The sequence below is a fragment of the Bradyrhizobium sp. SZCCT0148 genome, from assembly GCF_018129985.1.
GTDB lineage: Bacteria > Pseudomonadota > Alphaproteobacteria > Rhizobiales > Xanthobacteraceae > Bradyrhizobium > Bradyrhizobium japonicum_H.
The window spans coordinates 206,861-221,726 of sequence record NZ_JAFCKT010000009.1 but is presented as its reverse complement, the minus strand read 5'-3'; the positions used below and the strand labels follow the sequence as shown (position 1 = coordinate 221,726).

Below are 14,866 nucleotides of genomic sequence, written 5' to 3'. Positions count from 1 at the left end.
AACCTCCGGCGATGCCCCGCCGGAGGTTTTTCGTTTTGTGCCAGCGGGGTCGTCAACCGCGCATCACGCGGGCCCGTCCGTTCGGCCGATAGGCGAGGCGGCTGTGGCCTGTGCAATAGGGCTGACCGTCGGGCGCGGAATTGCCGCAGAAGCAGAAATCCTCGGCGCCCGGTGTCGAGATCGGCCAGCGGCAGCGGTTCTCCGCGAGATCCAGCAGCGAGCAGCGATTGGCCTCGTCGATCGGCCCGGCCGCAACCGGTTCAGCGGCTTCGCCATAGATCGTGGCGAGCATCGCGTATTGCAGCCGCGGAACGGTCCTCGGCGCCCGTGCCGGCCGGTCCTGAACCTTGCGGTCGTCGATGGTGCGGCCACGCGTGAGATTGAGGCGGGACAGCTTGCCGATCACGGCGTTGCGGCTGACGCCGATGTCGGCGGCGATCTCGCGGCAGGAGAGGCCCGCCTCGAAGTGCTGCTTCAAGAGTTCAATTCGTTCGTTGGTCCAGGTGGGCGAAAGAACAGGCATGTGTCACGGTCCCAGGTTGCAGATGTGGCCATCCGCCGTCCGAGATCCGTCCGCATCACGTCCGGCGCGCGCTCACGTTCTGCCATTGTCGCGAATCGACAGCAGTCCGTCCTTGATGGCGAGACGGATGCCTTCCTCGATCAGGGTACGTGCGACGCCGGGAACGCTGGTGCCGTGGGTGCCCTGTCTCACCAGCTTCTCCAGATAGGTGATGGTCGAGAGCGCCAAGGTTACGGGAATACGATCAGTCTCGGCTTTTTCGGTGGCCATGGCCCGAACGCTAGCCTCATACTCGGGTACATAAAAGTAACGATTAAGACTCTATTTAGGTTTGGGGGTGGAAGTCAATTCGGGCGAAATCGGCGGATCAGCTCTTTGAAATCACTGGAGAAATCAGGCATCGCGAAGCGCGCCGCGCAGGAGATCGGGCGGCGGGGTGACGTCGACAGGGCGGGAGGTGGGGGCCGGCTCAGCCGTGCACGATCGCCTTCTCGATCATGCAATGGATGCCTTTGGCGCCGTTGACGGTCTGGGTCACCCTCAGATCGGCGGCGAGGCTGCACAGCGTGTAGGCGTCCTCGCGCGACAGATTTCGCGTCTCGCCGAGCAGCGCGATCATGTCCCGCAGCGCGCGCACCACGCACTGGTCGAGGTCGGGGTCCATCGCCATGGTCATGTAATGCGTGGCCGTCTCGGCGCGGGGATAGTCGAAGGTGAGGTCCTTGCGCAGCGTGAGGCGGAAGCGGCCCTGCAGCGCGGTCTCGATCGCGGTGACGCAGACCTCGCCGTCGCCCTGCACGCCGTGGCCGTCGCCGCAGGAGAACATCGCCCCCGGCACGAACACCGGCAGATAGAGCGTCGCGCCAGCCCCGAGCTCCTTGTTGTCGAGATTGCCGCCCATGGCGCGCGGGATCAGCGAGGAGATGCGGCCCCAGCTCGGGGGCGGCGACACGCCCATCACGCCGAAAAACGGCTTGAGCGGCAGGTCGAGACCCCACGGCATGCGACCGGTCATCCGCGTCCGGTCGAGCGGGATGTTCAGGATACGTGTCTCGTGGAAATCGTCAGGAAGCGTGCCGGACAGCGGCTTGATCATGTTCCAGCCCCAATCCTGCCGGAGCTGGACGTCGAGGATCTCGACTGCGAGCACGTCGCCGGGCTCGGCGCCTTCCACCGCGATCGGACCGGTGAGGATGTGCCCAGGCAGCATGCGCTCGTTGGTGGCGTGAACCTCGAACATCTCGGGGGGAATGTGAAACTTGTCGCGGTCGGGCAGCATGTCGGGGCCGCCGCTGATGGTGTCGACCGTCACCTCGTCGCCGCTCTTGATCGTCAGCACGGGCTTGAGCGCCGCTTCGAAGAAGCCCCAATGGCAGGTTTTGGGGCTGGAATGCAGGTGGTGATGGGTCATCGGCCGCGTCCGGTCACTTTCATCAGGCCGGGCTTGACCCGGCGATCGATCCTCTTTCATGAAGAATTCCGAGATCGCCGGGCAGGTCAAGCCCCGCGCGAACCCGCCAGTTCATTCGAGCGAGGCTCCCCTGTTTTTCGTTCTTTCCAAGACGCTCGGCACCGCATTGCTGCCGATCAACTTCATGGTCGAGCTCGGGATCGTCTCGCTGGTCCTGATGGCGACGCGCTTTGCCGCGCTCGGCCGCAAGCTTGCGGTGACCACGCTGGTGCTGCTGGCGCTGGCGGCGTTCTCGCCGCTCGGCAATCTCCTGATCTATCCACTGGAGTCGCGCTTTCCGGCGTGGAACCCCACGCGCGGCGCGCCCGACGGCATCATCGTGCTCGGCGGCTCCGTCGACACCGATCTGTCGGCGGCGCATCGCACGCCCGTGGTCGCGCACGCCGCCGATCGCCTGTTCGCGCCGGCCGAGCTCGCGCGCCGCTATCCGAAAGCGCGCATCGTCTTCACGGGGGGAACGGCGAACCTGGTCTCCACCGATGCCAGGGAAGCCGACTACTCCGCGCCCATCCTGGAAAATCTCGGCATCCCAAAAGAGCGCCTGATCCTCGAGCGCAATTCGCGCAACACCTGGGAGAATGCGACCTTCACGAAAGAGCTGGTGAAGCCGAAGCCGGGCGAGCGCTGGCTGCTGGTGACGTCGGCCTTCCACATGCCGCGTTCGATGGGAATTTTTCGCAAGGCCGGATTCGACGTCGAGGCCTATCCGGTGGACTGGCGGATGGGCGGGCGTGACGATCTGTTTTCCTTTACAAACATGGGCGCGGACGGGCTCGGCCGGACCGAAGTTGCGGTGCGCGAGTGGATCGGCCTCGTAGCCTACCGTCTGATGGGCAGGACCGGCGAGTTGCTTCCAGGACCGGGCAAGGACTAGAACGAGAGCTGCACAACAAGAACACAGCGCCTGCGCACGATCGCCGGCCCGGAGGACGCCATGCAACAGCAGAGTGCAGACCGCATCGATCTCGGCGGCCTCGTCGCCGATCTCAACAATTTGCTGCGGCTGAAGACGAATGTGATCGGCATGAAGCTGTTCGCGCGCGCCGCGGACATGGAGGCGATCCCCAAGATCCGGCGGCCGAACGCGATCCACACCACCGACCAGATCGTCAGCATGGCTTCGCGTCTGGGCTGGACCGTCGGCATCACCGCCGACGATCTCGTCGGCGCGCAGTGCCGCGCGGTGATCGGCCTTGCGCCGCAGGACGAGAAATGGCTCGCCGGTGAAAATTACGTCGGGGTCTGGCACGGCACCGCGGAGGACGCGCGCAAGCGCCAGGAGGCGCTGGACGTGGTTCCGTTCGGACAGTACCAGGCGCTCGCCGTCAGTCCGCTCGCCAGCGGCCGGCTCGATCCACCCGACATCTGCCTCGTCTATGCAACGCCCGGGCAGATGATCATCCTGATCAACGGGCTGCAATATACCGGCTACAAGAAGTTCGAATGGGGCGTGGTCGGCGAGACCGCGTGCGCGGATTCCTGGGGGCGGGCGCTCAAGACCGGGGAGCCCAGCCTGTCCTTGCCATGCTATGCGGAACGGCGCTATGGCGGCGTGCCGGACGAGGAGATGCTGATGGCCTTGAAGCCTTCGCATCTCGCCAAGGCGATTGACGGCATGAAGGCGCTGGCCAGGAACGGCCTGCGCTACCCCATTCCGCCCTATGGCATTCAAAGCGACGTCCGTGCCGGCATGGGCGTGAGTTACGCGAAGAAGTAAAGGCCGATTATGAGCTCTGCGAAATTCGACATCGTCGTCTACGGCGCCACCGGTTTCACCGGCCAGCTCGTCGCCGAATATCTGACCCAGCATTACAAGAGCGACAATACGCTCAAATGGGCGATGGCAGGCCGTAGCCTCGGCAAGCTGAAATCCGTGCGCGATGCGATCGGCGCACCCGGCAACACACCGCTGATTGTCGCCGATGCGTCCGACGCCGCCTCGCTGAGGGCGATGGCGGAGCGGACGATGTCGGTGATCACGACGGTCGGCCCGTATCAGCTTTACGGCGAGGAATTGCTGGCTGCCTGCGTCGCCACCGGTACGGATTATCTCGATCTCTGCGGCGAGCCGATCTGGATGCGGCAGATGATCGACAAGTACGAGGCAGCCGCGAAAGAGAGCGGCGCGCGCATCGTGTTCTCCTGCGGCTTCGATTCCGTGCCGTTCGAGCTCGGCACCTTCTTCGTCCAGGAAGAGGCCAAGCGCGTGTTCGGCGCACCCGCCGCGCGCGTGAAGGGCCGTGTGCGCGACATGCGCGGCACGCTTTCGGGCGGCACCGCCGCGAGCGCGAAGGCGACCTTCGACGCCGTTGCCAAGGACATCAGCCTGATCGCGATCCTGAACGATCCGTTCGCGTTGACGCCGGGCTTCACCGGGCCGAAGCAGCCGAAGGGTAACAAGCCGCTGATCGAGGAGGACCTGAATTCCTGGGCCGCCCCGTTCATGATGGCGCTGATCAACACGCGCAACGTGCATCGCTCCAACATGCTGATGGGATTTCCCTACGGCCAGGACTTCGTCTACGACGAGATGGTCCTGACCGGCCCCGGCGAGAAAGGTGAGGCCAACGCCAAGCGCGTGATGGCGGCGAATGCCGAGAAGACCGGCCCGAGCGCGCCGAAGCCGGGCGAGGGGCCGTCGAAGGAGGAGCGCGAGAACGGGCTCTTCAATCTGCTTTATGTCGCGATCGCTCCCGACGGCCGAATGGTCCGCGCCGGCGTCACCGGCGACCGCGATCCCGGCTACGGCTCGACCTCGAAGATGATCTCCGAATGCGCGATCTGCCTGCTGCGCGACACGACGGACGTTCCCGCCGGCTTCTGGACGCCGGGCGCAGCAATGCAGCACAAACTGATCAAGCGGCTGCGGGATAATGCGGGACTGACGTTCACGGTGGAAGCTTAGGGTCGACGGTCTGCAGGAAACGCCATCCGTGTCCGCGAAGTTCGACATCGTCGTCTATGGCGCGACCGGATACACCGGCCAGCTCGTCGCCGAATATCTCGCTGCGAACTATGTCGGTGACGGCGCGCCGACATGGGCAATGGCAGGGCGGAGCGGAGACAAGCTCGCGTCTGTTCGCGATGCGATCGGCGCGCCCGCGAACACTCCGCTCATCGTCGCGGACGCTGCCGATCCCGCATCGCTGCGGGCGATGGTGGATCAGGCAAAGCTGGTGGTCACCACGGTCGGTCCCTACCAGCTCTACGGCTCCGATCTGCTTGCGGCCTGCGTCGCGTCGGGCACTGACTACATGGATCTCTGTGGCGAGCCGATCTGGCTGAAGCAGATGATCGACAGGCACGAGGCGGCCGCCAAGGCGAGCGGTGCCCGCATCATGTTCTCTTGCGGCTTCGATTCCATCCCGTTCGAACTCGGTGCGTTCTTCGTGCAGGAGGAGGCCAGGCGCGTGTTCGGAGCGCCGGCTCCGCGCGTCAAGGGACGCGTCCGCGACATAAGCTGGACGTTCTCCGGCGGTACCTCCGCGAGCGCAAGGGTCACCTTCGAAGCGGTTGCCCAGGATCTCAGCCTGGTGTCGATCCTCAAGGACCCGTTTGCCTTCACGCCGGGCTTCGAGGGACCCAGGCAGCCGCGCGGCAACAAACCTGTTTTCGAGGAGGACCTGCAATCCTGGTCCGCCCCGTTCGCGATGGCGATACTGAACACGCGCAACGTCCATCGCTCGAACATGCTGCTAGGATTTCCCTATGGCAGTGACTTCGTCTACGACGAAATGGTGCTGACCGGCGCGGGCGAGGAGGGCCTGGCCAATGCCAAGCTCGTCATGGCCGCCAATGGCGACAAGACCGGCCCGGCAGCGCTCAAGCCCGGCGAGGGGCCGTCGAAGCAAGAGCGCGACAACGGTCATTACGACCTGCTCTATGTCGCGATCGCCCCCGACGGCCGTCAGGTCCGCGCCGCGGTGAAGGGCGATCTCGATCCCGGCTATGCGTCGACCGCGAGGATTATCTCCGAATGCGCGATCTGCCTGCTGCGCGACACGCCGGACGTTCCGGCCGGGCTCTGGACGCCTGGCGCAGCGATGCAGCACAAGCTGATCAAGCGGCTGGTTGATCATGCAGGGCTGAGGTTCGAGGTCGAAGGCTAGGTCGGCTCTCGCAGGGCGGGCAAAGCGAAGCGTGCCCACCATCGTGGCGATGACGACGAGATCGTGGGCACGGCGCTTTGCGCCTTTGCCCACCCTGCGGCGCCGCTCGTGCTGCTACACCGCCCGCGCATCGTAAGCGTACATGAAGTCCATGCTCTTCGATCCCAGCGGCAGCAGCCATTTCATCATCTGATTGCGGATCCACGCACCGGTGGCGGTGAACTCGCGCTTGCTATTGCCGTTCCGGCGCGCCATCGCGACGATCTTCTCGGCGCGCGGACGGCGCTCGGCCTCGAACGCCTGGAAGGTGGCGCCGAGTTCCTGGGCCCCCTGCATCAGGCGGGCAAGGCGCATCGCATCCTCGAGCGCCAGCGAGGCACCCTGGCCGGCGTGAGGACTGGTCGCGTGCGCGGCATCGCCGATCAGCAGCGAGCGCTTGCGGGACCAGGCCGGCAAGGTCGCGACGTCGAGCGTATCGGTAACCACGATATTCTCGGCTGCCTCGATGATGCCTGGGATCGGATCGTGCCAGCCGCGGTGGAAGTCGCGCAGATGCTGCTTCAGCGTCGCTGGGTCGAGGGCGCGAAACATCGCGGCGTCCATGCCGTGGGCAGGCTGCGTGCTCCACCACATCACGCCGGCCGTGGGATCGGGGCTGCAATAGCCATAGCCGAAAAAGCCGCTCCGGCCGAACGTGGTCTCGACGTGCCGGCCGATCGATCTTCCGTCGAGCAAGTTGCGCGGCACGAAGCCGCCGAAGCCGATCAGGCCCGTGTTGAACGGTTGCGGCCCGTCAGGCACCACCTGGCGGCGCGTGACCGAGTGCACACCGTCGGCGCCGATCAGGAAGTCACCCTCGGCCGTGGTGCCGTCGGCGAAATAGGCGATGATCGGCTGGTCGCCGCGGTCCTCGATCTTGATCAGGCGTTTCTCGAAATAGAGCGAGACGCAGGCGCACCAGGCCTTGTCGATCAGGATCTCGTTCAGCGTGGCGCGGCAGACATTCACCGCGGGCTGGCCGAAGCGCCGTTCCATGTCGCGGTTGATCGAGCCGAGCTTCGCGCCGCTCTGCGAATAGAAGTCGAAAGCCTCCGCGACCGAACCGCGGCTGATCAACTCGTTGGCCAGCCCGATCTCGTCCAGCACGTGCATGCCGTTCGGCGCGATCTGAAGGCCGCCGCCGACGCCCTGGGAATAGGGCCAGGCCTCGTAGATCGCCGACTCGATGCCGGCGCGGCGCAGCAGGATCGCGGCCACGGGTCCGGCAATGCCGGCGCCGATGATCAGGGCCTTGCGGGGACGATAGGGCATGACTTGCTCCCGACGTTTCCGTGATGCTAGGAGAAATTACGGTCACTAAATCTCTTAGTGACTAAGATATATATCGCCTAAGATAAGAGGTCGGCCTTGTCAAGGAAGAAGGCGCAAGTTGAGCTGCTGCAGGAGCTCGAGGACGCCATGCGCAGGTCGTCGGCGCAGGGCGTGCTCTATGGGCAAACCGTTGCCAACGTTGCCGGAATTGCCAATTCCGACCTCGAATGCATGGACATCCTGTATCTCGAGGGTCGCGTCACCGCAGGCAGGCTCGCCGAGGTCACGGGCCTCACGACGGGTGCCATTACCGGCGTGGTCGACCGGCTCGAAAAGGCCGGGCTGGTGCGCCGTGAGCGGGATGAGAAGGACCGCCGCAAGGTCTTCATCGCCGTCGTGCCGGACGCGGCGATGAAGATCGGCCAGTTCTATGTGCCGATGCAGCAAGCGATGGAGAAGGTGTTCGGCGGCTATTCCGACGAGGAATTGCGGCTGCTGCTGCGTTTCGCCAATGAGGGCTACAAGGGTGTGCTCGCGGCGACCGAGGCCCTGAAGGGCCTGCTCGACACGCCGCCGGAAAAGCGGCCGGCGCTCAAGCTGAAGACGCGTCCTCGCCAGCCCTGATCCTGTAGATCTGGGCGGCCGCGAACATGCCCCACATCGCGCCCAGCATCATCCAGAAGTGCCGCCAGTGGTCGGTGTCGATCACGAAGCTCTCGCCGACGGTGCCGACGAATGCGGAGAACACGGCGAGATAGGCGCGCTGCCAGGGCACAGGGACGAAAATGTGCCTGAAGCCCATGATGACGGTGGTGAAGACCAGCGCGGGATAGCACACGCCGGACAGCCAGCCGCCGGACATGAAGGCGTTGAGATAGGAGTTGTGGGTGTCCTCGGGGAAGAAGCGGTGGAATTGCAGGGGGCCGATGCCGAACGGCAGGTCGAGCGCCATCTCCGCACCCAGGATGTGGCGGCCGAACCGGCCGAATCGGCCCTCGTCGTAGCTCTGGTCGAAGCTCGCGCGCTGCTTGAACATCTCGGCGGTTGAATCGAACGACAGGAGCACCGCAATCAGCGCAAGGCCCAACACGGCGGCGACGATCGCCATGACGATGATGCGCGAGCGCTGCGCGTTGGTGCGGCTGGTCAGCACCATCAGCGCCAGCATGAAGGCGGAGGTCAGCACCAGGCCGCCCCAGGCAGCGCGCGAGAAGGCGAGCAGGATCGCCAGCGACATGATGCCGAAGGCAATCACATTGCGGAATGCCTTGCGGAACTTGTCTGAAACCACGCTCTGGAGCGCGAACAGCGCGGGCAGGATCAGGAAGGCGCCGAGCACGTTCGGGTCCTTGAACGTGCCGCGCGCGCGGCCGTAGAGCGTGAGCAGGTCGTTGCCGCCGGGCACCAGATGGAAATAGCCGGCAACGGCCAGCAGTGAAGCGATCATCGCGCCGACCACGAGGCCCCGGCGGAGCATGTCGAGCCGGGCCGCAGTGTCCTCGGACATGACCATCGCGAAGAACACCACGGTCACCGCCATGTACCAGGAGGTCGCGATCCAGCTCGTCACCTCGGACTTCTCGAACAGCGGGATCGCGCTGATTGTGTAGCCGACATTGAGCAGCACCAGCATCAACACCAGCGACATCAGCGCCAGCCGCAGCCGCAAGCCGGTGGCGAAGAAAATGACGGCCGCGAGCAGCGTCGTGATCTCGTACGGGCTCGGCTCGATGAAGACGACCGCGCCGGACGCGGCGACTAGCCACACCAGCGCGCGCTGCAGCGCCAGCACGCCGGGCGCAGCCGGTACGGCTACGTTTACTCCACCGGCTGTCGCCGCATAGGCCATCAGATACTCATACGCTTACGCAAATCGTTGTCACAAACACCGCCGCCATCGCCCGGCTTGACCGGCGATCCAGTACTCCTTGGCGGCCATTGGAGAAGACGGCTGGCGCTGCGGCGTACTGAATGCCCACCCTTCTTGGGGCGTGACGGAGAAACTCAATTCAATACGCGTTCTCGTTCTTGGTCAGCAGTGAGATCGGCGTCTTCAGGAGAATGTAGAGGTCGAACAGCACCGACCAGTTCTCGATGTAATAGAGATCGAACTCAACGCGCTTCTGGATCTTCTCTTGGTTGTCGATCTCGCCGCGCCAGCCGTTGATCTGCGCCCAGCCTGTGATGCCGGGCTTGACGCGGTGGCGGGCGAAATAGCCGTCAACGGCCTCGTCGAACAGCCGGCTCTGCAGCTTGCCCTGCACCGCGTGCGGGCGCGGCCCGACCAGAGAGAGATTGCCGGAAAAGACTACGTTGAAGAGCTGCGGCAGCTCGTCGAGGCTGGTCTTGCGGATGAAGCGGCCGACGCGGGTGACGCGCGGATCGTTCTTGGTTACGACCTTGGAGGCGGTGGGATCGGCCTGGTGGTGGTACATCGAGCGGAACTTGTAGACGTCGATGCGTTCGTTGTTGAAGCCGAAGCGCTTCTGGCGGAACAGCACCGGGCCGGGGCTGTCGAGCCTCACCGCCAGCGCCACCAGTGCCATCACCGGCAGGGCCGCGAGCAGCGCGAGGCTGCCGACGACACGGTCGAACAGCCATTTCATCACCAGATCCCAATCGGTGATCGGCGCCTCGAACACGTCGAGCGTCGGCACCTCGCCGAGATAGGAATAGGAGCGGGGCCGGAAGCGCAGCTTGTTGGTGTGCGCGGAGAGGCGGATGTCGACCGGCAGTACCCAGAGCTTCTTCAGCATTTCCAGAATGCGCGTCTCCGCAGAGATCGGCAGCGCGAACAGCACGAGATCGACGCGGGTGCGGCGGGCGAATTCGACGATGTCGTCGACCTTGCCGAGCTTGCGCGCTCCGGCGCAGGTATCGAGCGCGCGACTGTCGTTGCGATCGTCGAACACGCCGAGAACATGGATGTCGGAATCCTCCTGCGCGTTCAGCGCCTCGACCAGCTGCTCGCCATTGCTGTCGGAGCCGACGATGATGGTGCGGCGGTCGAGCCGGCCCTGGCGTGCCCAGCCGCGCACCAGCGAGCGCAGCACCAGACGCTCCGCAATCAGCGCGGCGAGCCCGAGGACGTAGAATGCGGCCAGCCACAGCCGCGAGATCTCACTGCCGTATTTGGCGAAGAAGGAGATGCCGATGAACAGCAGGAAGACGAACGACCAGGACGAGATCATCCGTGTCATCTGCCGGAGCTGACCGCGGAACAATTGGACCTGATAGATGTCGGCAGCCTGGAAGCAGATCACTGCGGCGACCGCCACCGCGAGGACTTCGGCCGGGTACACCCAGCTGAAGCCGGCGTGCGGCATGACATAGCCGACATAGAGCGCGATGCCGACGAGGCTGAGCAGCGTGAAGTCGGCAAGGCGGACGAATCCGGTAATCACGATCGGCGAATAGGCGCGGGCGACCTTCTGGTTGACGACTTCGAGGGCTGCGGGCGACAGCCGGCGGCGACGCTCCACGAAGGGTTTGTCAGCGGGCTTCGCCGCGGCGCTGGTCGCGGCATCGAGCATCGAGCGTGCGTTGAGCGGTTCCACGGGCGTCCACGTCCATTTCAAGCACCCGCGGGCCAACGGCATTGGCGTCCCGGGCAGCATCCCCTGGCCCTTGGATTATCGAACAAATCGGAAGATTTTCTAAAGCGGGCTTAAGAATGGTTAATGATTGGCAAATGCGTCGCGATAGCCGGCGATCACGCCGTCGACCATGGCGGCTTGCGAGAAATGCGCCGAGATGCGTTCGCGTAAAGCCACCGCGCGCTCTGCGGTGGTCTTGGGATCATCGAGCGCGGCGGCAATCGCCTCCGCCATGGCCTCCGGATTGCTTGGCGTGAACAGGGCCGGGCTGTCGGAACCGAAGATCTCGGGGATGCCGCCGATGCGGGAGGCGATCATGGGAATGCCGGCCGCGCCGGCCTCGATCACGACATAGGGCATTGAATCGCCGCGCGAGGGCACGACCAGCAGCCGTCCCTTGGAGAAGCCGTAGCGCGCCTTGACGTGACCGATGAAGCGGATCGCATTGGTGAGGCCGAGCCTCTCGACCTGCGCCTTCAGCGCCGCAGTTTCCTCGCCGTCGCCGCCGAGCGTCAGCGTGACCTTCTTGCCGCCCTCGTGCAGTCGCGCCACGGCATCGACCAGGAGGTCGGCGCCCTTGATGTGCCTGAACTCGCCGACATAGCAGAGGTCCGTGGCATCGTCGGCAGTCACGACAGGTTCGAATTCCTCGGGCGTGACGCCGTTGAAGACACAACGCACCACTCCCTTGGGCTTACCCACAATGCGTTGATAGGTGTCGCGAGCGAACGCACTCTCGAACAGGAACAGGTCGGTCGCGTCCATCAGCGTCCGCTCCAGCCGTGCGTAAAACTCGCCCTTGAAGGTGTTGAGGGGGTAGTGCAGCGAGCCGCCATGCGGCGTGTAGATGCGGATGGTGTCGTCGGAGCGCCGCCGCATCCGGATGAAGGCGCCGGCCTTGGCGCCGTGGCCGTGCATGACGTCGGGCTTGAGCGTGGCGATCAGGCGCCGCATGCGAAGCCAGACCAGGACATCGTCCGGCGACGGCTCGCGGCGGATCGCGAGCCGGTGCACGCCGAGCTTGAGACGCGGCGCGAGCTCGGCAAGCGCCTTGTCGGCGCGCTCGCCGCCGGTGAGGCTGTCGGCGAGGATGCCGACATGATGGCCGCGGTCGACCTGGCCGTTGGCGACGTCGAGGATATGGCGGAAGATGCCGCCGACCGGAGCGCGCACGGCGTGCAGGATGCGAAGCGGCCGGTCAGGAAAGGGGGGCATGAATCAAAACCAGCGCTCGACGGCGAATGCCGAACAATCCCTAGGAAAATATCGAGGTGGATTAAGGGGTCTCGTGGTTAACAAACGGTGACGAGTGCGCCTGCACACGTCGCCGCATGCTGCGATTAACCCAGCGGCAACCTTAATGGAGTGTAATCACCCCGGTTGAGGTAGCTTGGTGGCGTTGCCCCTGCGGGAGTGTTCGATGCGTTTAGCGTTCTGGCGTGCCGGCAAGGACAAGGCGGTTGTTGCGCGGGCTGTTGCAAAGTCCAAAGCCGAAGTCGCGCCCAAAGCTGAAGTCAAGGCCGAGCCCAAGATAGAACCTAAGATCGACCCCAAGATCGAACAGCAGACCAACGTCCGGTCTGCGCCTCTCGTCACCAAGCAGGCACAAGTCGAATCCGGCGATATCGACCTGCACGCGCTCGGCGCGGCATTGGCGCGCAAGCGTGGCTGGATCATCGTGCCGACGGTGCTGGCGCTCGTCGCATCCGTCGCAATCGTCAATCTCGTCACGCCGCGTTACAAATCCGAATCGCGCATCCTCATCGACGGACGCGAGAACGTGTTTCTGCGCCCCAGCAGCGACCGCGCCGAGGAACGGCAGGCGCTCGACGCCGAGGCCGTCACCAGCCAGGTGCAACTCGTGCTGTCGCGCGATCTGGCGCGGGAGATCATCAAGAAGAACAAGCTCGCGGAACGCCCCGAATTCGATCCGGTGCTGCAGGGCGTCTCGCCGTTGAAGTCGCTGGCCGCGATGATCGGTATCGGCCGCGATCCGTTCTCGATGACGCCGGAAGAACGCGTGCTCGACGCCTATTACGATCGCCTTCAGGCCTACGCCGTCGACAAGTCGCGCGTCATCGTGGTCGAATTCCAGTCCGCCGATCCGGAGCTCGCCCCCCGCGTCGCCAATTCGATCGCGGACGGCTATCTCGTGCTCCAGCAGGGCGTGCGCCAGGAGCAGGCCAAGAACGCCAGCCAGTGGCTTTCCGGCGAGATCGAAAGCCTGCGCAAGAAGGTTTCCGAGGCCGAGGCGAGGGTCGAGGACTTCCGTTCCAAGTCCAGCCTGTTCGTCGGCACCAACAATACCACGCTGTCGAACCAGCAGATGGGCGAGGTCAACACCCAGCTCAACAATGCGCGCTCGATGAAGGCGGATGCGGAATCCAAGGCGCGGCTGATCAAGGAGATGCTCCAGAGCGGCAAGCCGATCGAGGCGTCCGAGGTCGTGAACTCCGAATTGATGCGGCGACTGTCGGAGCAGAGGGTGACGTTGCGCGCTCAGCTCGCCGAGCAGTCGTCCACGCTGCTTGGCAACCACCCGCGCATCAAGGAGCTGAAGGCGCAGCTTGGCGATCTCGACAACCAGATCCGCGACGAGGCGGCGAAGATTTCCCGCTCGCTCGAAAGCGACGCGCGCATCGCCAGCGGCCGGGTCGATGGCCTGACCGTGAGCCTCGAGCAGCTCAAGAAGCAGGCGACCTCGACCAACGGCCAGGACGTTCAGCTCCGCGCGCTGGAGCGTGAAGCCAAGGCGCAGCGCGATCTGCTCGAGAGCTATCTCGCCAAGTATCGCGAGGCCAATACCCGCGAGACCATCGACACCGCGCCGACCGACGGCCGCGTCATCTCGCGCGCCGCCGTCTCGAACACCCCGGCCTATCCGAAGAAGCTGCCGATCGTGCTGATCGCGACGATCGCAACGCTGCTGCTCTCGTCCGGCGTGGTCGTCACCGGAGAGTTGCTGAGCCAGACCGCGCCGCGCACGGTGGCCGCGCTCAGGCCGGTGCAGGCGCAGGCTCCGTTGCGCCAGGAGCCGGTTGTCCAACCAGTTGTCCAGCCGGTCGCTCAGCCGGAGATCGAGCCGATCGCCGATCCGGTCACGGCGGAGCTGGCGCCGCTTCAGCCGGAGATGATCGATGAGGCCGAGCTCAACGAATTCACCGAGATCGAGCGGCTGGCCGACAGCCTGCGCGCCGCGGGCGTTGCGGCGAAAAAGGTGACCGTGCTCGGTACCGCTTCCGGCGAGGCCATCACGCTGTCGACGCTGACGCTGGCCCGGCATCTGGCGCGCGAGGCCCGCGTCGTCGTGGTGGATCTCGCCGCGTCTTCGCCGATGATTGCCGCAGTCTCCGTCGATGCTTCGGCGCCCGGCCTTGCCGAGCTGATGCAGGGTGAGGCGTCGTTCGCGCAAATCATCACAAAGGACAAGCTGTCGCGGCTTCATCTCGTCTCGGCCGGCCGTCCCGGCTTCGACCGCAGCGTGCTGCAATCGCCTCGGGTGACGCTCGCCATCGACGCGCTGCTGCGCGCCTATGATCACGTGCTGATCGACGCCGGTAGCGCTTCCGACCTTCCGGCCGAACTGCTGACGGCGCATGCCCGCGCCGTCGTGGTACCGGATGCGTCGATGGCGAGCGACGCGCGCACGCTGATGTGCGAGCAGCTGAGCGCGGTCGGCTTCAGCGAGGTGACCATGCTGAGCAAGCCGGTGCAGCCGTCGAATGCGGCGGAGACACCGCGCGTCGTGGCGGCGTAAGGCTCGCCCTTCTCTCATACCGTCTTGGCCGGGCTTGTCCCGGCCATCCACGTCTTGTCAATTGTGCGGAGAACGTGGATGCCCGGGACAAGCCCGGGC

General features: G+C 65.0%; 13 protein-coding genes. 6 read left to right on the top strand and 7 right to left on the bottom strand.

Going from position 1 to position 14,866, the window contains the following annotated elements; translation table 11 throughout:
• Positions 1 to 52: 52 nt before the first annotated feature.
• The 3 genes from JQ580_RS24785 to JQ580_RS24775 all read right to left on the bottom strand — a co-directional run bounded on the left by JQ580_RS24785 (position 53) and on the right by JQ580_RS24775 (position 1,934).
• On the bottom strand, positions 53 to 523 hold the full coding sequence (locus tag JQ580_RS24785) for a GcrA family cell cycle regulator (protein WP_212282800.1): 471 nt from the start codon (positions 521 to 523) through the stop codon (positions 53 to 55).
• Between the two features lie 72 nt (positions 524 to 595).
• Entirely contained in the window at positions 596 to 793 is a 198-nt protein-coding gene (locus JQ580_RS24780; protein ID WP_007603456.1) for a hypothetical protein, read from the bottom strand.
• Positions 794 to 992: 199 nt separating this feature from the next.
• Positions 993 to 1,934 (bottom strand): acetamidase/formamidase family protein, encoded by a 942-nt coding sequence (locus JQ580_RS24775; RefSeq protein ID WP_212282799.1) that lies wholly within the window; start codon positions 1,932 to 1,934, stop codon positions 993 to 995.
• 184 nt (positions 1,935 to 2,118) lie between these two features.
• On the opposite strand from JQ580_RS24775, the gene JQ580_RS24770 reads away from it, so the two are divergent.
• The 4 genes from JQ580_RS24770 to JQ580_RS24755 are packed head-to-tail and all read left to right on the top strand — an operon-like array spanning position 2,119 to position 6,103.
• A complete protein-coding gene (locus JQ580_RS24770) occupies positions 2,119 to 2,868 on the top strand; it encodes a YdcF family protein (RefSeq protein ID WP_212282852.1) in 750 nt (249 codons plus the stop codon).
• A gap of 60 nt (positions 2,869 to 2,928) precedes the next feature.
• Entirely contained in the window at positions 2,929 to 3,711 is a 783-nt protein-coding gene (locus JQ580_RS24765) for a DUF169 domain-containing protein (RefSeq protein WP_212282798.1), read from the top strand.
• Between the two features lie 9 nt (positions 3,712 to 3,720).
• On the top strand, positions 3,721 to 4,899 hold the full coding sequence (locus tag JQ580_RS24760) for a saccharopine dehydrogenase family protein (protein WP_212282797.1): 1,179 nt from the start codon (positions 3,721 to 3,723) through the stop codon (positions 4,897 to 4,899).
• 28 nt (positions 4,900 to 4,927) lie between these two features.
• Positions 4,928 to 6,103 carry a saccharopine dehydrogenase family protein gene (locus JQ580_RS24755; RefSeq protein WP_212282796.1) on the top strand — a complete coding sequence of 392 codons (1,176 nt, stop codon included), beginning with the start codon at positions 4,928 to 4,930 and terminating at the stop codon, positions 6,101 to 6,103.
• Between the two features lie 114 nt (positions 6,104 to 6,217).
• Here the strand turns inward: JQ580_RS24755 and JQ580_RS24750 are convergent, their stop codons facing one another.
• Positions 6,218 to 7,414: an FAD-dependent monooxygenase gene (locus JQ580_RS24750; protein WP_212282795.1), complete on the bottom strand. Its 1,197-nt coding sequence runs from the start codon at positions 7,412 to 7,414 to the stop codon at positions 6,218 to 6,220.
• 147 nt (positions 7,415 to 7,561) lie between these two features.
• Here JQ580_RS24750 and JQ580_RS24745 point away from each other — a divergent pair, with 147 nt between their 5' ends.
• Entirely contained in the window at positions 7,562 to 8,038 is a 477-nt protein-coding gene (locus JQ580_RS24745; RefSeq protein ID WP_212282851.1) for a MarR family transcriptional regulator, read from the top strand.
• Here JQ580_RS24745 and JQ580_RS24740 read toward each other — a convergent pair.
• The 3 genes from JQ580_RS24740 to JQ580_RS24730 all read right to left on the bottom strand — a co-directional run bounded on the left by JQ580_RS24740 (position 8,007) and on the right by JQ580_RS24730 (position 12,225).
• Entirely contained in the window at positions 8,007 to 9,263 is a 1,257-nt protein-coding gene (locus JQ580_RS24740) for an O-antigen ligase family protein (protein ID WP_212282794.1), read from the bottom strand. The genes JQ580_RS24745 and JQ580_RS24740 overlap by 32 nt on opposite strands.
• A 160-nt stretch (positions 9,264 to 9,423) precedes the next feature.
• Positions 9,424 to 10,971: an undecaprenyl-phosphate glucose phosphotransferase gene (locus tag JQ580_RS24735; RefSeq protein WP_212282793.1), complete on the bottom strand. Its 1,548-nt coding sequence runs from the start codon at positions 10,969 to 10,971 to the stop codon at positions 9,424 to 9,426.
• 120 nt (positions 10,972 to 11,091) lie between these two features.
• Entirely contained in the window at positions 11,092 to 12,225 is a 1,134-nt protein-coding gene (locus JQ580_RS24730; RefSeq protein ID WP_212282792.1) for a glycosyltransferase family 4 protein, read from the bottom strand.
• Between the two features lie 205 nt (positions 12,226 to 12,430).
• On the opposite strand from JQ580_RS24730, the gene JQ580_RS24725 reads away from it, so the two are divergent.
• The gene (locus tag JQ580_RS24725; RefSeq protein ID WP_212282791.1) at positions 12,431 to 14,767 is read left to right on the top strand and encodes a GumC family protein; all 2,337 of its coding nucleotides are present in this window, start codon (positions 12,431 to 12,433) and stop codon (positions 14,765 to 14,767) included.
• The last annotated feature ends 99 nt before the right edge of the window (positions 14,768 to 14,866 follow it).